Below are 24,536 nucleotides of genomic sequence, written 5' to 3' on the forward strand. Positions count from 1 at the left end.
CAACGACCAACCACCCATCACCCCGAGCTCAACGCTCGAGTGCACTGGGGCCGGCACTGAAGGCGACCTCGCGGCCGTACCCTCAGACACCCAACAGCGTGCCCGGTCCATCCCTGTCCGATGATCGTGCGTTCCACGCTCCGAAGAGCAGTACTTGCAGCCACCGACCCGAGGTCAGGACCGAATAGTCAACGTTCCACCCATGAGCAACCAGCATCAGACATTCGCTGATGTACTGGCCTCTGACCAACCGAAGTTGGTGAGAAGTGCTCCTTAGAAAGGAGGTGATCCAGCCGCACCTTCCGGTACGGCTACCTTGTTACGACTTCGTCCCAATCGCCAGTCCCACCTTCGACAGCTCCCTCCCACAAGGGGTTGGGCCACCGGCTTCGGGTGTTACCGACTTTCGTGACGTGACGGGCGGTGTGTACAAGGCCCGGGAACGTATTCACCGCAGCAATGCTGATCTGCGATTACTAGCGACTCCGACTTCATGGGGTCGAGTTGCAGACCCCAATCCGAACTGAGACCGGCTTTTTGAGATTCGCTCCACCTCGCGGTATCGCAGCTCATTGTACCGGCCATTGTAGCACGTGTGCAGCCCAAGACATAAGGGGCATGATGACTTGACGTCGTCCCCACCTTCCTCCGAGTTGACCCCGGCGGTCTCCCGTGAGTCCCCAGCACCACAAGGGCCTGCTGGCAACACGGGACAAGGGTTGCGCTCGTTGCGGGACTTAACCCAACATCTCACGACACGAGCTGACGACAGCCATGCACCACCTGTACACCGACCACAAGGGGGCGCCCATCTCTGGACGTTTCCGGTGTATGTCAAGCCTTGGTAAGGTTCTTCGCGTTGCGTCGAATTAAGCCACATGCTCCGCCGCTTGTGCGGGCCCCCGTCAATTCCTTTGAGTTTTAGCCTTGCGGCCGTACTCCCCAGGCGGGGCACTTAATGCGTTAGCTGCGGCACGGACAACGTGGAATGTTGCCCACACCTAGTGCCCACCGTTTACGGCGTGGACTACCAGGGTATCTAATCCTGTTCGCTCCCCACGCTTTCGCTCCTCAGCGTCAGTATCGGCCCAGAGATCCGCCTTCGCCACCGGTGTTCCTCCTGATATCTGCGCATTTCACCGCTACACCAGGAATTCCGATCTCCCCTACCGAACTCTAGCCTGCCCGTATCGACTGCAGACCCGGGGTTAAGCCCCGGGCTTTCACAACCGACGTGACAAGCCGCCTACGAGCTCTTTACGCCCAATAATTCCGGACAACGCTTGCGCCCTACGTATTACCGCGGCTGCTGGCACGTAGTTAGCCGGCGCTTCTTCTGCAGGTACCGTCACTCTCGCTTCTTCCCTGCTGAAAGAGGTTTACAACCCGAAGGCCGTCATCCCTCACGCGGCGTCGCTGCATCAGGCTTTCGCCCATTGTGCAATATTCCCCACTGCTGCCTCCCGTAGGAGTCTGGGCCGTGTCTCAGTCCCAGTGTGGCCGGTCGCCCTCTCAGGCCGGCTACCCGTCGTCGCCTTGGTGAGCCATTACCTCACCAACAAGCTGATAGGCCGCGGGCTCATCCTGCACCGCCGGAGCTTTCGAACCACTTGGATGCCCAAGCAGATCAGTATCCGGTATTAGACCCCGTTTCCAGGGCTTGTCCCAGAGTGCAGGGCAGATTGCCCACGTGTTACTCACCCGTTCGCCACTAATCCCCACCGAAGTGGTTCATCGTTCGACTTGCATGTGTTAAGCACGCCGCCAGCGTTCGTCCTGAGCCAGGATCAAACTCTCCGTGAATGTTTACCCGTAATCGGGTGCACACATCACGAGAGCGGAACATCGGGAGGAATGATCCCGACGTTCACAGCGTCCTCGCTGTGTTTATTTCAAAGGAACCTCGCCCCAGCAGATGCTGGAGACGGGGTATCAACATATCTGGCGTTGACTTTTGGCACGCTGTTGAGTTCTCAAGGAACGGACGCTTCCTTTGTACTCACCCTCTCGGGCTTTCCTCCGGGCGCTTCCCTTCGGTCTTGCGTTTCCGACTCTATCAGATCTTTCCGATCCGATTTCCTCGGCGCTTTCCAGGTTCTCGCTTCCGCGTTTCCCTTTCCGGCGGTTCCGACTTTACCAGATCCTTTCGGCCCTGATCCCCAGTCAGCGGGGGCTGTCTTCCCGGCTGTTGGGCCGTTCCGACGTCTCAAACCTTAGCGGATCCTTCCGGCGATTCCCAATCGGGCCGCCGGCCCCCTATTCGAATTGAATTCGGGCACGCCGAAATCAACCCGTCAGGGAGGTCGTTCTGGTGGTTTGAGGTGCCGCTGTCGCGGCGGAGGTGCTGTCGCAGAACCGTTCCGGCTCCGTGGCAACCCGAAGAACCTTACGGATCGGCCAGGGCGATGTCAACCTCCCCCTGTCAAGATCTTTTCAGTCCAGGTCGGTGAGACGGCCGCCCGCGTCGGGCTGCGCGTCCTCCACCCGGCGGAGCAGGCGCGTGAGCGCTTCGCCCAGGGTCGCGCGCTCCTCAGGGGAGAGGTCCTGGAGGAGGTCCTCCTCGAAGACGGTCGCGAGGCGCATCGCCTCGAGCCACTTCCCGCGCCCCTCCTGCGTCAGCTCGACGATGACGCGGACGCGGTTGCTCTCGTCGCGCTCCCGGGTGACGAGACCCTCGGTGACCATGCGGTCGATCCGGTGGGTCATCGCCGCCGGCGTGAGGCCGAGGCGCTTGGCGAGCTCGCCGGGTCCCATCCGGTACGGGGCGCCGGAGAGGACGAGGGCCTTCAGGACCTCCCAGTCCGTGTTGCTGATCCCCAGGGCGGCGGTCTGCCGTCCGTAGGCGACGTTCATACGCCGGTTCAGCCGGGACAGGGCGGAGACGATCTTCTCGACCTGGGGGTCGAGGTCCTGGAACTCGCGCTGGTAGGCGGCGATCTGCTCTTCGAGCGTCGGTTCGCCGATGTCGGGGTCGCCCATGGGGGGAGTATGGCACGCCCCCGCTTCGCATTGAAGTCCTTGAGTGTGTACTCTTTAGCTTCGAAGTTTAGGTTCGAAGTCTTCAGGCCTGCATCAAGGTCTGCCAGAAGAGGGGTGAACGTGACCAGGGCGATGGGCGCAGCGATGCGCCGGATCCACGTGGGCAACGCACTCAGCGCGTTCGGGCTCGGTTTCACCGTCCCCTACCTGTACGTCTATGTGGCGCAGGTGCGGGGGCTGGGTGCCATGACGGCGGGGCTGGTCCTCGCCGTCTTCGCCGTGGCCGCGCTGGTCGTGCTGCCGTTCGCCGGACGGGCGATCGTCCGGCGCGGCCCGCTGCCGGTGCTGCTCGCCGCCCTGATCGCCGCCGCCGCCGGAGCGCTGGGCCTCGGGCTCGCGGGGAGCGCGGCGACCGTGCTGCTGGCGTCGGCCGTGCTGGGTGCCGGGCAGGCCGTGATGCAGCCGGCGCTGGCCACGATGATCGTGGACTGCTCCACGGCGGACACCCGGTCACGAGCGTTCGCGACGCAGTTCTTCCTCCAGAACCTCGGGCTCGGGATCGGGGGGCTGATCGGCGGGCACCTCGTCGACACGACGAGCGTGTCCTCGTTCACCCTGCTGTTCGCCATCGAGGCCGCGATGTTCCTGGTGCTGGTCGTGGTGATGGCGACCGTGCGGATGCCGCGCGCGCCGCAGGTCGGTGGGGCGCCGGACGGCCGTACGGCCAAGGGGAGCTGGAAGCGGATGCTGCGGCACCGGCAGATGGTGCAGCTGTGCGTGCTGGGGTTCGTGCTGTTCTTCGCCTGCTACGGGCAGTTCGAGTCGGGGCTGAGCGCCTATGGCGTGGAGGCGGCCGGGGTGTCGACGTCGACGCTGGGCACCGCGCTGGCGGCGAACACCGCGATGATCGTGGTGGCGCAGTTCGTCGTCCTGCGGTTCGTGGAGCGCCGCCGGCGGACGCGGGTCATCGCGGCGGTCGGGCTGATCTGGGCCGTGGCGTGGGTCGCGGCGGCGTACGCGGGGCTCGGGAACGGCAGCAAGGAGATGGCCACCGCCGCGTTCATCTCCACGTACGCGCTGTTCGGGCTGGGTGAGGCGATGCTGTCGCCGACCGTCGCCCCGCTGGTCGCCGATCTGGCTCCGACGGGTCTGGCCGGGCAGTACAACTCGGCGTTCGCCCTGGTCAAGCAGTTGGCGCTGGCGGTGGGTCCGGCCGTGGGCGGGCCCATGGCGGCCTCGCTGCACGGGCCGTACGTGGTGACCTTCCTGCTGTTCTCGCTGGGGGTCACCTGGCTGGCGCTGCGGCTGGGGCGGCAGCTGACCGTCGCGCAGGACCAGCCGTGGCTGCACCGCAGCCGGGTGGTGGCCCAGGGGACCGCCGCACCGGCCGGGCAGTCGGCGCACGCGTGACGCGTCAGCGGGTCCGGGGCAGGAGGAACTCGCACCAGACCGCTTTGCCGCCGCCGGGGGTGCGACGGGAGCCCCAGGCCGAGGCGATGCTGGCGACGATGGCGATGCCCCGGCCGGACTCGTCGGCCGGTTCGGCGCGGCGGCGGCGCGGCAGGTGGTCGTCGCCGTCGGTGACCTCGATGATCAGGCGGCGGTCGGTGCGGCGCAGGCGCAGGCGCATGGGCGGGGTGCCGTGCTGCAGGGAGTTCGCGACGAGTTCGCTGGTGGCGAGGACGCCGTGGTCGTGCAGGTCGGGCGGGAAGCGCCAGCTGGTCAGGACGCCGGAGGCGAAGGCACGCGCGCGGGGGGCCGCCTCGACGCCGCCGAGCAGTTCCAGCGCGGCGTTGCGGAAGAGCTCGTGGTCGGGGCCGGTGCGCGCCGGGTGCTGCAGGACGAGGACGGCGACGTCGTCGTCGTGGTCGGCTGTGACGCCGGCGGAGCGCACCAGGCGGTCGCAGACGACCTGCGGGGTGCCGGTGGCGCCGGCGAGGGCGCGGGCCAGGGAGGCGATGCCCTCGTCGAGGTCCTTGTCGCGGCGCTCGACCAGGCCGTCGGTGTAGAGGACGGCGGTGGAGCCGGGGGTGAGGGCGATCGAGCCGGACGCGTGCATCCAGCCACCGGTGCCGAGGGGCGGCCCGGTGGGTTCGTCGGCGCGCTGGACCGCGCCGTGCTCGTCGCGGACGAGGATCGGCAGGTGCCCGGCGGACGCGTAGACCAGGCGGCCCTCGTTGGGGTCGTGGATGGCGTAGACACAGGTGGCGATCTGGTTGGCGTCGATCTCCATGGCGAGGCCGTCCAGCAGCTGGAGCACCTCGTGCGGGGGCAGGTCGAGGCGGGCGTACGCGCGCACGGCCGTCCGGAGCTGGCCCATGACGGCCGCGGCGCGGACGCCCCGGCCCATGACGTCGCCGATCACCAGGGCGGTGCGGCCGCCGCCGAGGGTGATGACGTCGTACCAGTCGCCGCCGACGGCGGCCTCGGTGCCGCCGGGGTGGTAGGTGGCGGCGATGCGCAGGTCGTCGGGTTCCTCGAGTTCCTGCGGGAGCAGGGAGCGCTGGAGGGTGACGGCCGTCTCGCGCTGGCGGCGCTCGCTGGCGCGCAGGCGCTCGGCGGCCTCGGCGTGGTCGGTGACGTCCGTGGCGAAGACGAGGACGCCGCCGTCTCCTTCGGCGACCGGGGTGCAGGTGAACGTGTAGGAGCGGCCGTCGGTGGCCTTGCGGGACTTCAGGGTGCGGGAGCGGCCGCTGCGCAGGACCTGGTCGAGGAGCGGGAGCAGGCCGAGCTCGGCCAGCTCGGGGAGGGCCGCGCGCGCGGGTTCGCCGGTGAGGCGGGCGCCGAAGGCGGCGGCGTACGCGTCGTTGACGTAGGCGAGGCGGTGCTCGGGGCCGTGGACGAGGGCGACGAGGGCGGGGACGCGGTCGAGGACCTCACGGGCCGGCAGCTCGTCCAGGGCGGGGATCGGGCGGTCGCCGTCGGTGAGCTGCTCGACGCGGGCCGCGGGGACGGCTCCGGGGCCGTCTCCCGGGCGGTCCTGGGCGAGGGCCGCCGCGGGTTCCGTCCGCGCCGCGGCGCGGCGCTGCGTTCCGGGGAGCCGGGCGCTCCAGCGCGTGAAGTTCACGAATCCTTGCCTCGTGTCGTCGTCTTCGGCCGGCTCCGGTCGTCCGGGATCGGTCGGGGGTCAGTCTGGCAGGGCGGCCGTCCCGGCCGACACCCGTCAGACGCCTGCCCCGGCCGGGGAGTTCCTGGGTCCGGTCAGGACGACCCCTTCGGGTCTTCTTCGGGCCTGTGTGGATGCTTTCCACCGGCCGCGAGTTCGAACTCGGCTCGCGGATGTTCGCGTGAACCGAGCGAGACGATCTCCCTCTTGAAGAGACCCGAGAGCGTCCATTCGGCGAGGACCCGTGCCTTGCGGTTGACGGTCGGCACGCGGCTGAGGTGGTAGACGCGGTGCATGAACCAGGCCGGGTAGCCCTTGAGCCGGCGGCCGTAGACCTGGGCGACGCCCTGGTGGAAGCCGAGGGAGGCGACGGAGCCGGCGTACGCGTGCGCGTACGTCTCCAGGGGCTCGCCGCGCAGGGTGTGGACGATGTTGTCGCCGAGCACCCTGGCCTGGCGCAGGGCGTGCTGGGCGTTGGGCGCGCACAGGGTGCCGGGTTCCTGGGCGGTGACGTCGGGGACGGAGGCGGCGTCTCCGGCGGCCCACGCGTGGGTGGTGCCGTCGACCGTCAGTTCCGGGGTGCACTTCAGCCGGCCGCGCTCGTCGAGGGGCAGGTCGGTCGCGGCGAGGACGGGGTGGGGTTTGACGCCGGCGGTCCACACGACGGTGCGGGTGGGGAAGCGGGAGCCGTCGTCGAGGACGGCGACGCGGTCCACGCAGGACTCCAGGCGGGTGTGCAGCCGTACGTCGATGTTGCGGCGGCGCAGTTCGGAGACGGTGTAGCGGCCCATGTCGGCGCCGACCTCGGGGAGGATGCGGTCGGAGGCCTCGACGAGGATCCACCGCATGTCCTCGGGCCGGACGTTGTGGTAGTACCGCGTGGCGTAGCGGGCCATGTCCTCCAGTTCGCCCAGTGCCTCGACGCCGGCGTAGCCGCCGCCGACGAAGACGAAGGTGAGGGCGGCGTCGCGGACCTCGGGGTCGCGGGTGGAGGAGGCGATGTCCATCTGTTCGATGACGTGGTTGCGCAGACCGATGGCCTCTTCGACGGTCTTGAAGCCGATGCCGTGGTCGGCGAGGCCGGGGACGGGCAGGGTGCGCGAGACCGATCCGGGGGCGAGGACGAGTTCGTCGTAGGCGACGCGCTCGCTGCCCGCGTGGCCCTCGGAGGCGAGGGTGGTCACGGTGGCGGTGCGGGCGGCGTGGTCGACGGCGGTGACCTCGCCGAGGACGATCCGGCATCGCGGGAGGACGGCGCGCAGCGGGACGACGACGTGCCGCGGGGAGATGGAGCCGGCCGCCGCCTCGGGGAGGAACGGCTGGTACGTCATGTACGGGTCCGGTGTGACGACGTGGATCTCGGCCTCGCCCCGGGCCAGTTCCCGTCTGAGGCGGCGCTGGAGACGCAGGGCCGTGTACATCCCGACGTAGCCGCCGCCGACAACGAGAATGCGCGCACGTTCCTTCACCATCCCATGACGCACCCGTCGCTTGCGTTTGTCCACAGCCTCGACGATTTGTATGACCGCTCGCCGACGTGGCCGCGATTTGGCCGAATTGCCGGAGTGCCGCAAGAGTATGCAGGTCAGGTGGGGTGCACCGGGGGTGTGCGGGTGGCGGAATCGGGACGTAAACGACCCGTACTCCGATCGAGGGGCGCTCCGTGCGGAACGTGCCCCTTCTGAATTGACCCCCTCTCAACTATGTTCGTGTGTCGACGGGGTGCAGGGGGATGCGCTCATCGGGTCCGTGAGACACACGGGACGGGCTCGTTGTCCCGGGCTTGTTCCGCGACGCTCCGGCTAGCAATGACGGGGAGTGTCTCCGGGGGGAGACGTCATTACCGGGGGATCACCTATGCATGTTCAGGATTCTCGATGGGCTTCCGCGTCCGCCGTCGCGCCGGCGGGTGGGGCGATGGGCTCCGCCGCCATGAGCGCGGGTGCCGGACGCGGGGAGTCGTCGCGTACGACGCCGCTGCGCGTGGACGCGCAGCGCAATCTGGAGCACGTGCTGCGCGCGGCGCGTGAGGTCTTCGGCGAACTCGGGTACGGGGCGCCGATGGAGGACGTGGCCCGCCGGGCGCGGGTCGGCGTCGGGACGGTGTACCGCCGCTTCCCGAGCAAGGACGTCCTGGTGCGCCGGATAGCCGAGGAGGAGACCTCGCGGCTGACCGACCAGGCGCGTGCCGCGCTCGGCCAGGAGGACGAGCCGTGGTCGGCGCTGTCGCGCTTCCTGCGCACGTCGGTGGCGTCCGGCGCGGGCCGGCTGCTTCCGCCGCAGGTCCTGCGGGTCGGCGTGGCCGACGAGGGCGGGCCCGACGAGGCGCGGGTGCCGCAGCAGCGGGTGCAGCCGGGCACGGGTGAGCTGCGGCTGGTGTCCGAGCCGGCTCCGGCCGCTTCGGCGGGCCCGGTGGACGACGCCGGCGCGGCGGCGCTGCTCGACGTGGTGGGCCGGCTCGTGGAGCGGGCGCGTGCGGCGGGCGAGCTGCGGCCGGACGTGTCCGTGTCGGACGTCCTGCTGGTGATAGCGACGGCCGCGCCCTCCCTGCCGGACGCGGCCCAGCAGGCGGCGGCCTCGGCGCGGCTTCTCGACATCCTGCTGGAGGGTCTGCGGTCGCGGCCCCAGGGCTGACCCGGCACCCGGGCCGCCCCGGGTTTCCGGGGTCCGCTGGTCCGGCGGTCAGCCCGACCGCCGGACACCGCGTCCCCGAAAGGGTGGACGTGTACGGGGAGGACTGACCCACCGCCTCCTCGAACACGGTCGCGGACACACCGGGGCGTTCCGGGCCCGCCGGTCAACTCGCCTGTGAGGCAGGGCTGTTGAGCCTTCCCCGATACCGGGCATGTTCATGCCGTATCGCGGCGAGTCCCCACGGACGGGTGGTTGTCCGTCCGCGCCAGTTCCGGGCAAAACCTGATGTGGCACCCTGACCCGGTGTCCGGGACTGGTGGAGCTGGCAGCGGGGGCTTTCCGCGATGAGCGTTGACGGGTGGGACGAGTCGCGGGACGACGGCGACGCGGCGACCCCACAGGTGCCGAACCAGGGCGGCCGCCCCGACGTCCCGGCGCAGGGTGACGCCCCGGACGACCGCGCACCGCGCGCGGAGGGCAACGTCCCGGCGCAGCGCGACCGGCGTGAGGACAGCACCACGCCCCCGCACATGCCGCCCCCCTCGGACGTCGACCTGATCGGCCGGATGCGGGCCGGCGACGACAGCGCCTACGAGGAGCTGTACCGCCGCCACGCGCAGGCCGTCCGCCGGTACGCGCGCACCTGCTGCCGTGACGCGCACACCGCCGACGACCTGACGGCCGAGGTGTTCGCCCGCATGCTCCAGGCGGTGCGGTCCGGCGCCGGTCCCGAGCACGCCGTACGCGCTTATCTGCTCACCTCGATCCGGCGGGCCGCCGCGGACTGGACGCGGTCGGCGCGCCGGGAGCAACTGGTCGACGACTTCGCCGTGTTCGCGGCGCAGTCGGCGCGGTCCGCCGAGCTGTCCGAGGACGACACCCTGGAACTCGGCGCGGACGTGCGGGCCATGCACGAGGCCGAGCAGTCCCTGGCCATGCAGGCGTTCCGGTCGCTGCCCGAGCGCTGGCAGGCGGTGCTGTGGCACACCGAGGTCGAGGACGAGTCGCCGAGCGAGGTCGCCACGCTGTTCGGGCTCGACGCCAACGGCACGCGTGTGCTGGCCAGTCGGGCCCGTGAGGGGCTCAAGCAGGCGTACCTCCAGGCCCATGTCAGCGCCAGCCTGGCCCGGGACGGGGAGTGCGCCCGCTACGCCGACCGGCTCGGCGCGTTCGCCCGCGGCAGCCTGCGCACCCGGGCCGAACGCGGCCTGCGCAAGCACCTGGACGAGTGCGCCCGGTGCCGGCTGGCCGCGGGGCAGATCAAGGAGGTCGCCGGGGGCATCCCGGCGGTCGTCCCGGTCGCGGTCATCGGCTGGTTCGGTGCCGCCGGGTACGCGAAGGTGGCCGGGCTCGTCGCCGGGGGCGCCGGAGCGGGCGCGGCCGGTGCCGCGGGAGCCGCCGCGGCGGCCGGCGGCGGTGGCGCGGGTGCCGGTGCGGCGGGCGGCGGGTCGTCCGGCGGCGCGGGCGGAGGCGGCGGGGCCGCCGCCTCCGAGGGGCTGGGCGCCCCGCTGAAGGCCGGGATCGCGGCCGGAGTCGTCGCCGTGGGCGTGGTGGCGGCGATCGTGTTCGCGCTGATCGGGAACGACAAGCCCGCCGAGAAGACGGACGCCAAGCAGCCGCCGGTGCCCTCCCCCGTCGTCGAGGACACACCGACCCCGCGGCCGCCCCGGTCCGAGAGCCCCGCGCCCCCGCGGCCGAAGGCTCCCGCGCCCGTGGCCAGGACCGCGCCGAAGCCGACCCCGTCACCGACGCCCACCCCCACGCCGACGCGCAGGCCCAGCCCGACGCCGACCCCGTCACCCACGCCCCCGCGCGCCCCGGCGCCGACCACCCCGGCACCCGCTCCCACGCCCCCTCCCCCGCCGGCCCCGGTCGAGTACCGGTGGAACGAGCTGGCGTACGACGTCAGTGGCGACGGCAGCGGACCCGAGATGCGGCTGGCCGAGAGCAGCTGGGTGTGGCAGCGCCAGGGTCTGTCGATCGCGGGCCGGCGCTACGAGCACGGCGTCACCGTGCACGGCCGGTCCTCCGTGACCATCGACCTCAACCGGCGCTGCACCGCCTACGAGGCACGGGCCGGCGTCGACGACTCGACGCTGGGGCTCGGCAGGTTCACCTTCTCGGTGCGGGCCGACGGGGTCCGGCTGTGGAGCTCCGGCACGGTCAAGGCGGGCGAGGCCGCGGTGCCCGTCCAGGTGGACCTCACCGGGCGCCGGACCGTACAGCTCGTCGTGGAGCCGCACAGCGCCTTCGGCACGCTGCTCCCGGTGGACTGGGCGGAATCCAAATTCCGCTGCTCCTAAGGGCGTTCGGACGCGGCCCTCGTGATGTAACCCGGATCACACGGACTCAGTGCATCGTTTCGCGCCACCCAGTGTCTTTCCCTGAATGTAGGGGGCCGGTGGCGACAGGGGACGGTGGGCGTGGAGCAGAGTCGGGCCGAAGGGTTCGACGGGTTCGTGGCAGCTCGCTGGTCGGCGTTGTTCCACCTGTCCCGTCTCCTCGTGGGTGGTGATCGGCACCGGGCCGAGGACCTGCTCCAGGACGCGATGGTCAAGCTGTGGTTCGTCTGGCCCCGGATCGCGGAGGAGGCGCCGGAGGCGTACGTACGGAAGGTGCTGGTGCGCGCGGCGGCCCGGTCGGCCCGGCGGCGCTGGTGGGGGGAGCGGCCGGTCGAGCAACTGCCCGACCTGCCCGAGGCCGGGGACGTGTCCGCCGCCGTGGTGGAACGCTCCCGGCTGGAGGCCGCGCTGGCCCAACTGCCGCCGCGGCAACGGGCCGCGGTGGTGCTGCGGTACTACCAGGACCTGTCGGAACGGCAGGTGGCCGAGGTGCTGGGGTGCCCGGTGGGCACCGCGCGGTCCCATGCCTCTCGCGGCGTGGCACGGCTGCGCCGCCTCCTGTCCGACGTGATCGAGCCGGTGGGGTGAACAAGCCGATGGACCACTTCGAGCGGGAGCTGGCGCGGATGATGCGCGACTCCCGGGAGTACATCCCCTTCGAGCCCGAGCACCGGACACGGCTGCACGCCGGGGTGCGGACCCACCGGCGCGTACGGGCGGTGAAGCGGGCCGCCGGTTCGGTGCTGGCCGTCGTCGGCATCGGCATCGGCTTCGCCTACTTCGCGGTGCCCCACGACCGGGGCGACGGGCGCCCGCAGGGCCCGTTCCCGCGTCCGGCGACGGCCCCCGCCTCCCCGGGCCCCACGCCCTCGCCGGAGCTGTCGGCCCCGACCGAGTCACCGCCAAAGTCGCCGACCTGGCCCGCGAGCCCCTCCTCGACCCCGACCAACGCGCCGACCGTCGGCCGGGACTCCCCGACCGCCGACCCGACCAGGACCCGGTCCGACAACCAGGACGCGGGCGGGGGCGGGACGGAGACCGAGGCCGGTTCGGACAAGGACACGAAGACCGAGCCGCCGCCGGACCGGGACACGAGCCCGCCCACGAACACCCCGGACGGCCTCCCCTCGCACACGGAGGTCTCCGCGCCGCCCTCTGGGGAGTCCTTCTAGCCCCCCCGACGACCGGGCCGTCCGCCCGACCCCGACCACCTCACCCACGGCAGGTCACCCCCGTGACGTCACGCGCGCCTTCGGCATGCCCTGCGCCAGAGAACGAACCTGGATGGAACGTGACAAACCTGATGGATCATCTGCCGCTCCGGACGCCGCTGACGGCGCACCAGCGCGAGCCGGTCCTGGACGTGGTCGTCCCGGTCCACAACGAGCAGGCGGACCTGGAGCGGAGCATGCGGCGGCTGCACGCCCATCTGCGCGAGACCTTCCCGTACCCGTTCCGGATCACCGTCGCGGACAACGCCAGCACGGACGCGACCCCGGCGATCGCCGCCCGGCTGGCGGCGGAACTCCCGGAGACGGAGTGGCTGCGGCTCGCCGAGAAGGGGCGCGGCCGGGCGCTGCACACGGCGTGGTCCCGGTCCCGGGCGCCGGTCCTGGCGTATCTGGACGTGGACCTGTCGACGGATCTCGCGGCGCTGCTGCCGCTGGTCGCCCCGCTGATATCCGGGCACTCCGACATCGCGATCGGCACCCGGCTCGCGCGCGGCTCGCGGGTGGTGCGCGGGCCCCGCCGGGAGGTCATCTCCCGCTGCTACAACGTCCTGTTGCGCTCGACGCTGGCCGTGGGCTTCAGCGACGCGCAGTGCGGCTTCAAGGCCGTGCGGCGGGACGTGGCCGAGCGGGCGGGCCTGCGGATCCACGAGGTGCCGGTGGACTGGGTCGACGACCCCGACAGCCGCGTCGACATCTGGTCCACGGCCCTGGCCGACCTGCGCGGCATCGCCCGGATCGGCGCGGCGCTGGCCCGGGGCACCCTGCCGACGGCCCGGCTGCGCCGGCACGAGGACGGGCCACCCGACGGACTGGCCGGGCAGTTGCTGCGCTTCGGCGCGGTGGGGGCCGTCAGCACCCTGGGCTACGTCCTGCTGTACGCGCTGCTGCGCCCGGCGGCGGGACCGCAGGCGGCCAACGCGGTCGCGCTGCTGGTGTGCGCGCTCGCCAACACGGCCGCGAACCGGCGGCTGACGTTCGGGGTGCGCGGCCGGGGCGGCGCGCTGCGCCACCAGGCCAAGGGGCTGCTGGTGTTCCTGGTCGGCCTGGCCCTGACCAGCGGTTCGCTGGCCGTCCTGGACCGCCTCGCGCCGGACGCCGCCCATCTCACGGAACTCGTGGTGCTCGTCGCCGCCAATCTGGCCGCGACCCTGCTGCGGTTCCTGCTGCTGCGCGCCTGGGTGTTCCGCGCGGGCCGGCGCGGCACGGGGGCACGGGCGTGAACGGCATCCTGAGCCCCGTCGACGACCCCGGCGCACTCCAGCCCGTCCGCACCAGCCGGGACCGGCTCGACGAGGTGCGGCGCCGAGCGGCGGAACTCGCCCGCGAGCATCTGCCGGTCATCGTCCTGTACGGCGTCCTGAAGCTGATCGGCTTCCTGGTCTTCCTGCAGCTCCTGGACTCCTCCGGGGACTTCCGGCGCAAGCACCCCCGCTTCGGCGGCGGCGCCCACGCGTGGGACGTCCTGGCCAGCTGGGACGGCTGGTGGTACCAGCAGATCGCCGCGCACGGGTACGACCCGGCGCTGGTGCGCATCCCCGACGCCACCGGGCTGATCACCCTGGAGGGCAACTCGGCGGCGTTCTTCCCGCTCTACCCGGCCACGATGCGGCTCGTCTCCGACGTCACCGGCCTCGGCCTGTACGGCGCCGGCCTGCTCGTGTCGATCGTCTCCTCGTTCGTCGCGGCCCTCGGCATCCACGCCGTCGCCGCCCGCTTCGGCGGCCGTCGCGCCGGGCTCGCCGCCGTCGGGCTGTGGGCCGTGTGGCCCGGCTCGGGCACGGAGTGGTCGGGGTACTCGGAGTCCCTGTACGTGGCCCTCGCCGTGTGGGTGTGCCACGCGGTGATGAACGACCGCTGGCTCACCGCGGGCGTCCTCACCTTCACCGCGGGGCTGAGCCGCCCCACCTCGGTGGCCCTGATCGCCGCGCTCACCGTGGCCGCGCTGCGGGCGCTGCACCGCCGCCACGACGGGGACCTGACCCGTCCGCTCACCGCGATCCTGCTCGCCCCCCTCGGACTGGGCACCTATCTGCTGTACGTCGGCGACCGGATGGGCCGGCTGGACGGCTACTTCGCGTTGCAGAAGGGCGCCTGGGCCCACAGCTTCGACTTCGGCGAGCAGACCCTCGACGTCTTCACCAACGTGGCGGTGGGCCGGCGCGACTACCTCTTTCCGTTCCCGGTGGAGGACCTGATCGGGGTGATCGTCGTCCTGCTGGGCCTGGCGCTGATCCCGCTGCTGATCCGGCTGCGCCCGCCGTCCGTGCTGGTCGTCTACACGGTGCTGACCTTCGTCCTGGTCCTCGGCAGCCAGCAGATCTTCGGGAACGTCTCCCGGTATCTGCTCCCGGCGTTCCCGCTGTTTCTGCCGCTCGCGCTCAAACTGCGCACGCTGAGCATGCCGTTGCTGTGCGGGTTGCTCGGCCTGGCGGCGGTGGCGTCGGGCTCGTACGCGGGCTATGTGCTCTTCGAGCTGGGCGTGCCCTGACCGGGCCGGTCCGGTGCGGTCAGCGGCCCGCCGCGCCCGCCGCCTACCGACCCGCCGCGCCCATCGCCTCCGGCCCGCCGCGCCCGCTCCGAGGGCTCCGCGCTGGGGCCGGACGCCCGCCGGTACGGCACGGGCACGGGCCGTGCCCTGACCGGGGCGGGGGCGGGGCGGGGCGGGGCGGCTAAGTCGAACCGGAGCGGCCGGGCCGGGCTGAGCCAGGGCAGCGAAGTCGAGGTCGAGCCGGACCGGCCTGTGCCCGGTCTACCGGCCCGCCGCGGCCGCCCCGCGCTGCGGCCGGATGCCCTCCGGTACGGCGCGGGGGCGGGTCGTGCCCTGACCGGGCCGGGGCGGGGCGGGGCGGGGCGGGGCGGCTAAGTCGAACCGGAGCGGCCGAGCCGGGCTGAGCCGGGGCGGCAAAGTCGAGGTCGAGCCGGGCCGGATCGCGCCGACCGGCTTGGGCCCGGTCTACCGGCCGACGCTCCGCGCTGGGACCGGATGCCTGCCGGGCCGGGCCAGTCGAACCGGGGCGTCCGGGCCGAGTTGAGCCAGGGCGGCCGAACCGGGCAGAGCCAGAGCTGCCGAGCCGGGGCGGCCAAGTCGAACCCGAGCGGCCGAACCGGGCTGACCCAGAGCAGCCGAGCCGGGCTGAGCCAGGACGGGCTGAGCCAGGACGGCGAAGTCGAGGTCGAGCCGGGCTGGATCGGGCCAAACCGGCCTGGGTCCGGTCTACCGGCCCGCCGCGCCCGCCCCCAGGGCTCCGCGCTGCGGACGGATGCCTTCCGGTACGGCGCGGGCGCGGGCCGGGGTGCCCGTCCAGCAGGTGCCCCGGCGGGACAGCAGACGGCCCAGCCACAGTTCGAGGGAGACCAGGTCGGCCAGGCCGTCCAGGGGCAGCGGCTCGCCCTCGGCGGCGGAGCGCAGGGCCTTGCGGACCACCCGCGCCTCGACCAGCCCCGCCTGGGCGAGCAGGGGGCTGCCGAAGAGGTCCATCAGGGGTTCGGCGGCCACCCTGAGGCCGGTGCGGGCCGCGACCGCCGCCGGTGCGTGCGAGGGGGCGCCCCAGCCGGGCGGGAGGTCGGCCACCCCGGCGCCCTCCAGGACCGTGCGGAGGATCGAGGCGCGGGCGCCGGGCTGGACGCGCAGGGCCTCGGGCAGGGCCCGGCAGGCGCGCACGACCTGGTTGTCGAGGAACGGGGTGTGCAGCCGCTGGGAGCGGATCTCGGCGGCCTGCTCCAGGACGCGGATGTCGGCGGCGTGCCGGGCGAGGGCCGCCCGCGCGCGGTAGTCGCCGGGGCGCTGGCCGGGGCCGATGCCGTTGCGGCCCGTCGCCGTCTGGAGGCGAACCGATACTTCGGCCAGTGCCTCCCCGGTCAGCCAGCGGGCCGCCGGCCCGGGTCTCGCCCAGGTGAGCGCGGCGAGCGAGGCGCCCACCGCGCCGCCCGGCTCCTCGAAGCGGTGGTCCATCAGCCGGGCGGCCAGGGTCTCCAGGCCCGCGCGGTACGGGGTGCGGGCGAGCTTGCGGGCCGCGCCGTACACGCGCGCGGGGACCAGCACCGAGCCGTCGGCCTTGGTCAGCGCGGCGACCGGGCGGACCAGATGGCGGCGCTTGCGGTCCATCAACAGGTCGGCGAGGCGGGCCGGATGGGCGTCCAGGACCTGCCGGGCGCCGTAGCCGGTGAAGTGGTCGGCGCTGCCGGACGCCAGGCGGGCGCGGTGCCGGGCCGCCATCACCAGGCTGGGCCCTGGCTCGTCGGTGAGCGGTCCGTCCAGGTCGGCGTAGGGCAGGGTGTCGTCGCCACCCGCGACCACGACGTGATGCAGACGGGGGTTGGCGGCGAGGGCGCCGGCCCGCTCCAGCTCGGCCTCGCGGCCGCCGACGGCCAGGTCGTTGAAGGTGACCGCCAGCAGGCGCTCGCCCGCGCCGGTGCCGTGTCCCAGGACGGTGCCCGGCATACCGGGCAGGCCGGCGGCGAGCAGGGCCAGGGTGCCGGAGGCGGACCCGCCGGACAGGTCGGCGCCGATGCCGGGGACGGGCATCCCGCGCGCGGCGCGCCGCTCGGCCGGGCCCATTCCCGGTACCGGCCCCGGGTCGATGTCCGGCACATGGCGGGGCGCGGACAGACGCGCGCGTACGGCGTCCACCAGCGCGTCGCGTACGGCGTCCACCGCGCTGTCGGGGTCGGCGGGCGGTGCCGCCACCGCGAGCGAGGCGACGGGTTCGTACCCGGCGATCTCACGCGCCCCGGCGCGCAGGATCAGCGCGTGCCCGGGCGGGATGCGCCGTACGCCGTCGTACGGGGTGGAGTCGTGCACCGCGGCCGGTACGTCCGGGGCGGCGAGCAGCGCCGCCAGGTGCCCGAAGTCGAGGTTGGCCTCGATGAGGTCGGCGAGCGGGAGGGCGGCGGTCGCGTAGGCGGTGCCGCCGGCCCAGGGGGTGTAGAAGACGGGGCGGGCGCCCGCGAGGTCGCCGCACACCGTGACGCGGCGGCCGACCTGCACGACGGCGGTGTAACTGCCGGGCCAGGCCGTCAGATGGCGCAGTGCGCCCCCGCGCGCGGCGAACAGCCCGAGGCGCAGCTGCTCGTCGCTGGCCCCGCAGGTGCCGAGGACGGCGATGCGGTTCTGGGCGTCGGCCTTGACCACGCGCACCTCGTCGGGGCGCCAGTCGCCGACCGCCCACAGCGGGTCCGGGTCGCCCCACAGGAGCTGCGAGCCCACCGGGTGCACGGTCTCGCCGTCCGGCCCGGTGGCGCCGGCGGAGCCGATTCCGGCGGCCACCGCGGCGGTGCTGCTCCATCCCACCAACCACCGCATCGACGCCTCCACAGGCTGTGGACAACCAGGTGCACGGTATGAACCGGGTCACCATGCTGCCATGAAGGAGGCGCGCCGGAGCGGCGACGGAGCCGCCCGGCGTCGTCGAATGCGCCCGCGTCCGCGCCCCCCGCCGGGGTTGCGTGCGACCCCAACTGCCCTGTGCGGGCGGGCGATCGGGCGGGTGACCGGGGCGGATCGGCCATCATCCGCGACCTGAATGCGCCCCCGGTACGCTCCCCGAAAACGCCGTTCGCGCCCTCAACTGCCGTGGTGGGGGCGGGAATCCTTCGCGTCAGGCGTAGTCGATTTTCGGCCAAATCGGCGCTGTAGGGGCAGGCTTACGCACACTCCGTGCGACCCCTGCGGACTACACGCCGTGCTCGTCGTGCGCGCAGTCCGGGGAACGGAGTGCGCCCCCCGGACCGTTCCGCCGCCCGCGGGGATGGAGGCGGCGGAATCCCCCAGCCCACTGGATCCAGTACAGCGGGCCGACCCACGCGAGATCCATGGAACCGCTCCCCCGGTGGCCGGAGAAGAGCGCACATGCGGGCGCACGGCCACACAGCGGGAGCACGGCACAACTGTGCGTAGGGGGTGCGCACTTGAGTGCGGACCACAATCCCGCCATCCGGAAGAATGCCCCTTAACGCTTGGGATGCGGCGAACTACGCTGGGTTTACGAATGCCGCACGGTTATGCCAGGGCGGCAGCCGTCTGTGTCGAGGGGTGGCGCATGTCCAGGGAGCAACGCGGGCCGAACGAGAAACTCGGCGCCGTTCTCGCCCTCGCGGGAATCAGCAACGCCGGCCTCGCGCGGCGCGTCAACGACCTTGGCGCCCAGCGGGGACTGACACTTCGCTACGACAAGACGTCGGTGGCGCGCTGGGTGTCGAAGGGCATGGTGCCGCAGGGCGCCGCGCCGCACCTGATCGCCGCCGCGATCGGCCAGAAACTCGGCCGCCCGGTGCCGCTCCACGAGATCGGCCTGGCGGACGCGGACCCCGCGCCGGAGGTGGGCCTCGCCTTCCCCCGGGACGTAGGACAGGCGGTGAAGTCGGCGACGGAGCTCTACCGTCTCGACCTCGCCGGACGCCGCGCCGGTTCCGGCGGCATCTGGCAGTCCCTGGCCGGCTCGTTCGCGGTCAGCGCGTACGCGACCCCCGCGTCCCGGTGGCTGATAACACCGGCCGACTCGTCGGTCGCCCGCGAGGTGGGCCCGTCCGAGGGCTCCGGGGCACCGCTCAAAGTCGGCCACAGCGATGTGCAGAAACTCCGCGAGGCCGCCGAGGACGCCAGACGCTGGGACTCCAAGTACGGGGGCGGTGACTGGCGTTCGTCCATGGTGCCCGAGTGCTTACGGGTGGAGGCGGCCCCGCTGCTGCTGGGCTCGTACTCCGACGAAGTGGGCCGCGCCCTGTTCGGGGCCTCCGCCGAACTGACCCGTCTCGCGGGCTGGATGGCCTTCGACACCGGTCAGCAGGAGGCCGCGCAGCGGTACTACATCCAGGCGCTGCGCCTCGCCCGCGCGGCGGCCGACGTGCCGCTCGGCGGCTATGTGCTGGCGTCGATGTCCCTGCAGGCCACCTACCGGGGCTTCGGCGACGAGGGCGTCGACCTCGCGCAGGCCGCCCTGGAGCGCAACCGCGGCCTCGCCACGGCCCGCACCATGAGCTTCTTCCGCCTGGTCGAGGCCCGGGCCCACGCGCGCGCGGGCGACGCGCAGGCGGCCGGCGCCGCCCTGAAGGCGGCCGAGGGCTGGCTGGAGCGCTCCCGGGAGGGCGACCACGACCCGTCGTGGCTCGGCTTCTACTCCTACGACCGCTTCTGCGCGGACGCCGCCGAGTGCTACCGGGACCTGAAGGCGCCCCGCCAGGTGCGCAGGTTCACCGAGCAGGCCCTGTCGAAGCCGACGGAGGAGTTCGTGCGCTCGCACGGGCTGCGGCTCGTCGTCTCGGCGGTCGCCGAGCTGGAGTCGGGGAACCTCGACGCGGCGTGCGAGCAGGGCGTGCGGGCGGTGGAGGTCGCGGGGCGGATATCGTCCGCGCGCACCACCGAGTACGTGAAGGACCTGCTGCACCGCCTGGAGCCGTACGGCGACGAGCCGAGGGTGGTCGAGCTGCGCGAGCGGGCCCGCCCGCTGCTGATGACCCCCGCCTGAGCGGCTCATGACACCCACGGGGCGCGCCTCCCGGGTTCGACCGCGCTGTCGGTGGGGCAGGGCATCATCGGAACCGGGAGGTGGTGCGGGTGCGGGCGCTCGGGCTCGACTGTGACGTGCTCGTGGTCGGCGGCGGCATCGTCGGGCTGGCCACGGCGTACGCGGTCACGCGCGCGGCGCCGGGCACCCGGGTGACCGTCCTGGAGAAGGAGCCCGGCCCGGCCCGCCACCAGACGGGACGCAACAGCGGGGTGATCCACAGCGGCGTCTACTACCGCCCCGGCTCCCTCAAGGCCCGGTACGCGGTCGGGGGCGCCGCCGAGATGGTCAAGTTCTGCGCCGAGTACGGCGTCGCGCACGCGGTGACCGGCAAGCTGATCGTCGCCACCGGGCGCGAGGAGCTGCCCCGGCTGCACGCCCTGGCCCAGCGCGGCCGGGAGAACGGCATCGCGGTGCGCGAGCTGGGCGCCGCGCAGATCACCGAGCACGAGCCCGAGGTGCGGGGCCTGGCCGCCCTCCACGTGCCGACGACCGGCGTCTGCGACTTCGCCGGGGTGGCCCGCCGGCTGGCGGAGGCGTCCGGCGCCGAGATCCGCTACGGCGCCCGCGTCGAGCGCGTCGACCGCAGACCCTCGCTGGGGGTGGCCGTGCGCACCGCGCGCGGGGACGTCGTCCGCGGCCGCGTCCTGGTGAACTGCGCCGGGCTGCACTGCGACGAGGTGGCCCGGCTGACCGGGGACGACCCGGAGGCGCGGATCGTGCCGTTCCGGGGCGAGTACTACACGCTGAAGCGGCCCGAGCTGGTGCGCGGCCTGGTGTACCCGGTGCCGGACCCGGCGTTCCCGTTCCTCGGCGTGCACCTGACGCGCGGCATCGACGACAGCGTGCACATCGGGCCGAACGCCGTCCCCGCGCTGGCCCGCGAGGGCTACCGCTGGGGCGTCGTACGGCCCCGGGAGGTCGGCACGACGCTGGCCTGGCCCGGCGCGTGGCGCATGGCCCGGCGGCACTGGCGGTACGGGGCGGGCGAGCTGCGCCGGTCGCTGTCCAAGGCGGCGTTCACGGACGCGGTACGCCGGCTGCTGCCCGCCGTGGAGCCGGGCGACCTGGTGCCGGCTGCGGCCGGGGTCCGGGCCCAGGCGGTGCTGCGGGACGGCTCGCTGGTGGACGACTTCCTGATCCGCGAGGGCCCGCGCGCGGTCCATGTGCTGAACGCGCCGAGCCCGGCGGCGACGGCCTCCCTGCCCATCGGGCGCGAGGTGGCCCGCCGGGCGCTGGCGGCGCTGGCGACCGCCTGAGCCGGGCCGCGACGCAGGGGGCCGCTGCCCCGGGCCGGGCTCGCGGCCCGGGGGACCGGCGCCGCCGAGCACGTAAAATCGATGCCACTGTGTCTGATTCCCGCAACGCCCCCGAAGCCGCACCGCCCGGTGCCCCCGCCTCCGCCGGCGCCCCCGGCGAGCAGGGCGCCCACGCCCCCGGTGCCCCCGTCCGGCACACCCGGACCAAGGGGGAGCCGCGGTTCCCCGACGGGCCCAAGGCCGACCCGGCCGGATCGCACTTCGAGCGGCGGATCCGCAGCTTCCAGCCCCGGCGCAGCCGGGTCACCACCGGGCAGGCGGACGCGTTGCAGCGGCTGTGGCCGCAGTGGGGCCTCGACATCGACGGGCAGCACGTCATCGACCTGCCCGAACTCTTCGGGAACGGCCACCCGGTCGTGCTGGAGATCGGCTTCGGCATGGGCGAGGCGACCGCGCAGATGGCCGCCGCCGACCCGGACACCAACATCCTCGCCGTCGACGTGCACACCCCCGGCCAGGGGAACCTGCTCAACCTCGCCGAGCACCACGGCCTGCGCAACGTCCGCGTCGGCAACGGTGACGCCATCATCCTGCTCCGCGAGATGCTCGCGCCGGACTCGCTCGACGGGCTGCGCGTCTACTTCCCGGACCCCTGGCCGAAGAAGCGGCACCACAAGCGGCGCCTCATCCAGCCCGCGTTCCTGGACCTGGCCGCGACCCGGCTGAAGCCCGGCGCGCTGGTGCACTGCGCCACCGACTGGGAGCCGTACGCGGAGCAGATGCTCGAGGTGCTGACGGCCCATCCGGACTTCGAGAACACTCGGCCCGACGGCGGTTTCGCGCCGCGTCCCGCGCACCGGCCGCTGACCCGTTTCGAGGGCCAGGGACTGGACAAGGGTCATGTGGTGAACGACCTGCTCTTCCGCCGCGTACAGCGGTAGGAGCAGCGGGCGGACAGCACCTCCGAGACCACCACGAGAACACCCCGAGAACACCCACAGCACCACCGACAGCAGCCCCGCCCCGGCGCCCCGGCACCCTCGCGCCGCTGCGGGCGGCGCCCCCGTCTCGTTAGGGTCGATGCCGTGGCCGACTGCCCTCCGTACCCGACGCATCCCCCCGCCCCCGCCGGCGGCGCGCTGCGGCACGCGCACTGGTGGCAGCGGCGCTGGGTGCCCTATGCCGCGCTCAGCACCCTGCTGGCGCTGTCCGGGCTGGTCATCCTCGCCCTGGTGCGCGAGCAGACCGGCACGGAGGGCTTCCTGGTCGGGCTCGGGCTGGCGGTCCTGCCGGTCCCGCTGCTCGTCGCGTCCTTCCGCTGGCTGGACCGGGTCGAGCCGGGCCCCTGGCGGAACCTGGTCTTCTCCTTCGCCTGGGGCGCCTGCGCGGCGGCCCTCATAGCGATCGTGGCGAACAGTTTCGCCACCCGGTGGATAGCGACGGCGACCGCCGACCCGTCCCACGCGGACACCCTGGGCGCGACGGTCATAGCGCCCGTCGTGGAGGAGACGGCGAAGGCGGCGGCCGTCCTGCTGCTGTTCCTCTTCCGCCGCCGCGACTTCAGCGGCCTCCTGGACGGTGTGGTGATCGCGGGGGTCACCGCCACCGGGTTCGCCTTCACCGAGAACATCCTCTACCTCGGCACCGCCTTCGGCACCGACCAGCTGTCCGGCGGCAGCGGCATCGCGTCGGTGACCGCGGCGACCTTCTTCGTCCGCGTCGTCATGTCGCCCTTCGCGCACCCCCTGTTCACCGTGCTCACCGGCATCGGCTTCGGCGCCGCCGCGCTGTCCGGGGAGCGCCAGCGGGTGCGCCGCGTGCTCCTGCCGCTGTCCGGGCTGCTGCTGGCGATGGGCATGCACGCCCTGTGGAACGGCTCGTCGACGTTCGGCGAGTTCGGCTTCTTCGCCGTGTACGCGGCCTTCATGGTGCCCGCGTTCGGGCTGCTGGTCTGGCTGGTGCTGTGGACGCGGTACCGCGAGCTGCGGACCGTGCGCGAGGAGCTGCCCGCCTACGCCGTCGCCGGATGGCTGTCCCCCGCCGAGCCGTTCGCGCTGGGCTCGATGCGGGACCGCCGGGTGGCCCGGCAGTACGCCCGCCGGCACGGGGGACGCCCCGCGGCCCGGGCGGTCGCCGAATACGAGGCGTACGCCACCTCGCTGGCGTTCCTGCGGCGCCGGGGCCGCCGGGGCCGGGCCGGCGCCGACTACGTGGTCCGCGAGGGCGAGTTGCTCAACGAGCTGTGGCGCCGCCGCGCGTGGGCCCGCCCGGCCCTGGAGCACGCGCTCGCCGCGAAGAGCCGGCCGCTCCCCGCGTACGCGCCGCCCCAGGTGCCGGGCGCCTGGTGGCCGCAGCCGTACGCCCCGCACGGGCACGGCCCCGGCGCACCGGCCCCGGCCTGGAACCCGTACCAGGTCTGACAGTTCAGGCGGACGCCTCCGTCAGCCGGCGCAGTTCGCCGTCGGTCAGGGTCAGCTCGGCCACGCCGAGCAGCGCCGGCAGCTGTTCCGGGGTGCGGGCCGAGGCGATGGGCGCGGCGACCGTGGGCCGGGAGGCCAGCCAGGCCAGGGCCACCGTGGCGACCGGCACGCCGTGCGCGGCGGCCACCTCGTCCAGCGCGGCCAGCACCCGCCGCCCCCGCCCGGTCTCCGCGTGGCGTCCGGCGCCCTGCGCACGCGGGCTGTCCACGGCGGCGCCGGGACGGTACTTGCCGGTGAGGAACCCGGCCGCGAGCGCGTAGTACGGCACCGCGGCGAGGTTCTCCCGCTCGGCGAGGTCCTGGAGGGCGCCCTCGTAGGTGTCGCGGGAGACCAGGTTGTAGTGGGGCTGGAGCGCCACGTACCGGGCCAGGCCCTCGCGGTCGGAGAAGGCGAGGGAGGCCGCCAGCCGCTCGGCGGTGATGTTGGACGCGGCGATGTGCCGGACCTTGCCGGCCTTCACCAGTTCGTCCAGGGCGCCGACGATCTCCTCGACCGGCACCTCGGGCTTGTCGAAGTGCGTGTAGTAGAGGTCGATGCGGTCGGTGCCGAGGCGGCGCAGCGAGGCGTCGGCGGCGGCCTTGATGGTCGCCGCGTTCAGGCCCTGGAAGTCGGGGTGCTGGCTGACCTTGGTGGCGATCACGACGTCGTCCCGGTTGCCGCGCGCCTTGAGCCAGTTGCCGATGACGGTCTCGGACTCACCGCCCACGTTGCCCTCGACCCACGCCGAGTAGGAGTCGGCCGTGTCGAGGAAGTTGCCGCCGGCCTCGGTGTAGGCGTCGAGGACGGCGAAGGAGTGGGCCTCGTCGGCGGTCCACCCGAAGACGTTGCCACCGAGGCAGAGCGGGGAGACCTCGAGGTCGGAGGAGCCGAGTTTGCGCAGTGCAGTCATACCAGGGATCAACGACCCCGGCGGTGGCGCCGATTCCGCTCCGGGGATGAATTCCCTGTGAAGGGGCGGGCGGGCGCACCGAAGACCGGCAGCCCTGACGTCGGGGGGTCGTC

General features: G+C 73.0%; 16 protein-coding genes and 1 rRNA gene. 11 read left to right on the forward strand and 6 right to left on the reverse strand.

The features are described 5' to 3' along the window. Positions 1–277: 277 nt before the first annotated feature. Together F8R89_RS16810 and F8R89_RS16820 are read right to left on the reverse strand one after the other, a co-directional pair. Positions 278–1,803 (reverse strand): 16S ribosomal RNA (locus F8R89_RS16810). A 630-nt stretch (positions 1,804–2,433) separates the two neighbouring features. Then, positions 2,434–2,979, reverse strand: coding sequence for a MarR family winged helix-turn-helix transcriptional regulator (locus F8R89_RS16820; protein ID WP_151784755.1), 546 nt, complete (start codon positions 2,977–2,979; stop codon positions 2,434–2,436). A gap of 144 nt (positions 2,980–3,123) precedes the next feature. Between F8R89_RS16820 and F8R89_RS16825 the strand changes: the two genes are divergently transcribed. After that, complete coding sequence (locus tag F8R89_RS16825) at positions 3,124–4,389, forward strand: MFS transporter (RefSeq protein WP_151788160.1); 1,266 nt, start codon at positions 3,124–3,126, stop codon at positions 4,387–4,389. 4 nt (positions 4,390–4,393) lie between these two features. On the opposite strand, the gene F8R89_RS16830 is transcribed toward F8R89_RS16825, so the two are convergent. Together F8R89_RS16830 and F8R89_RS16835 are read right to left on the reverse strand one after the other, a co-directional pair. Next, positions 4,394–6,046 (reverse strand): SpoIIE family protein phosphatase, encoded by a 1,653-nt coding sequence (locus F8R89_RS16830; RefSeq protein WP_151784756.1) that lies wholly within the window; start codon positions 6,044–6,046, stop codon positions 4,394–4,396. Positions 6,047–6,180: 134 nt separating this feature from the next. After that, positions 6,181–7,557, reverse strand: a complete 1,377-nt coding sequence (locus F8R89_RS16835) for an NAD(P)/FAD-dependent oxidoreductase (protein WP_151784757.1) — start codon at positions 7,555–7,557, stop codon at positions 6,181–6,183. Positions 7,558–7,942: 385 nt separating this feature from the next. Here F8R89_RS16835 and F8R89_RS16840 point away from each other — a divergent pair, with 385 nt between their 5' ends. The 6 genes from F8R89_RS16840 to F8R89_RS16865 all read left to right on the forward strand — a co-directional run bounded on the left by F8R89_RS16840 (position 7,943) and on the right by F8R89_RS16865 (position 14,781). Continuing rightward, positions 7,943–8,719, forward strand: coding sequence for a TetR/AcrR family transcriptional regulator (locus tag F8R89_RS16840; RefSeq protein WP_151784758.1), 777 nt, complete (start codon positions 7,943–7,945; stop codon positions 8,717–8,719). Positions 8,720–9,063: 344 nt separating this feature from the next. Then, positions 9,064–11,022 (forward strand): sigma-70 family RNA polymerase sigma factor, encoded by a 1,959-nt coding sequence (locus F8R89_RS16845; RefSeq protein ID WP_151784759.1) that lies wholly within the window; start codon positions 9,064–9,066, stop codon positions 11,020–11,022. 120 nt (positions 11,023–11,142) lie between these two features. Continuing rightward, positions 11,143–11,649 (forward strand): SigE family RNA polymerase sigma factor, encoded by a 507-nt coding sequence (locus F8R89_RS16850; RefSeq protein ID WP_151784760.1) that lies wholly within the window; start codon positions 11,143–11,145, stop codon positions 11,647–11,649. Next, the gene (locus tag F8R89_RS16855) at positions 11,646–12,233 is read left to right on the forward strand and encodes a hypothetical protein (protein WP_225994412.1); all 588 of its coding nucleotides are present in this window, start codon (positions 11,646–11,648) and stop codon (positions 12,231–12,233) included. Before F8R89_RS16850 ends, F8R89_RS16855 begins: the two co-directional genes overlap by 4 nt. 131 nt (positions 12,234–12,364) lie before the next feature. Then, positions 12,365–13,513 carry a glycosyltransferase gene (locus F8R89_RS16860; RefSeq protein ID WP_151788162.1) on the forward strand — a complete coding sequence of 383 codons (1,149 nt, stop codon included), beginning with the start codon at positions 12,365–12,367 and terminating at the stop codon, positions 13,511–13,513. Next, positions 13,510–14,781 (forward strand): hypothetical protein, encoded by a 1,272-nt coding sequence (locus F8R89_RS16865; protein WP_192806148.1) that lies wholly within the window; start codon positions 13,510–13,512, stop codon positions 14,779–14,781. Before F8R89_RS16860 ends, F8R89_RS16865 begins: the two co-directional genes overlap by 4 nt. Positions 14,782–15,507: 726 nt before the next feature. Here F8R89_RS16865 and F8R89_RS16870 read toward each other — a convergent pair. Beyond that, positions 15,508–17,595, reverse strand: a complete 2,088-nt coding sequence (locus F8R89_RS16870; protein ID WP_151784761.1) for an asparagine synthase-related protein — start codon at positions 17,593–17,595, stop codon at positions 15,508–15,510. A 736-nt stretch (positions 17,596–18,331) separates the two neighbouring features. On the opposite strand from F8R89_RS16870, the gene F8R89_RS16875 reads away from it, so the two are divergent. The 4 genes from F8R89_RS16875 (at position 18,332) to F8R89_RS16890 (ending at position 23,474) form a co-directional block, all read left to right on the forward strand. After that, entirely contained in the window at positions 18,332–19,756 is a 1,425-nt protein-coding gene (locus F8R89_RS16875; protein WP_055624946.1) for a hypothetical protein, read from the forward strand. Between the two features lie 89 nt (positions 19,757–19,845). Next, complete coding sequence (gene lhgO / locus F8R89_RS16880) at positions 19,846–21,054, forward strand: L-2-hydroxyglutarate oxidase (protein ID WP_151784762.1); 1,209 nt, start codon at positions 19,846–19,848, stop codon at positions 21,052–21,054. 89 nt (positions 21,055–21,143) lie between these two features. After that, on the forward strand, positions 21,144–21,995 hold the full coding sequence (gene trmB, locus F8R89_RS16885) for a tRNA (guanosine(46)-N7)-methyltransferase TrmB (RefSeq protein WP_151784763.1): 852 nt from the start codon (positions 21,144–21,146) through the stop codon (positions 21,993–21,995). Between the two features lie 144 nt (positions 21,996–22,139). Next, a complete protein-coding gene (locus F8R89_RS16890) occupies positions 22,140–23,474 on the forward strand; it encodes a PrsW family intramembrane metalloprotease (RefSeq protein ID WP_151784764.1) in 1,335 nt (444 codons plus the stop codon). Between the two features lie 4 nt (positions 23,475–23,478). Here F8R89_RS16890 and F8R89_RS16895 read toward each other — a convergent pair whose 3' ends face one another. Beyond that, entirely contained in the window at positions 23,479–24,423 is a 945-nt protein-coding gene (locus F8R89_RS16895) for an aldo/keto reductase (protein WP_151784765.1), read from the reverse strand. Between the last annotated feature and the right edge of the window lie 113 nt (positions 24,424–24,536).

It is taken from the genome of Streptomyces sp. SS1-1 (genome assembly GCF_008973465.1).
Taxonomy (GTDB): domain Bacteria; phylum Actinomycetota; class Actinomycetes; order Streptomycetales; family Streptomycetaceae; genus Streptomyces.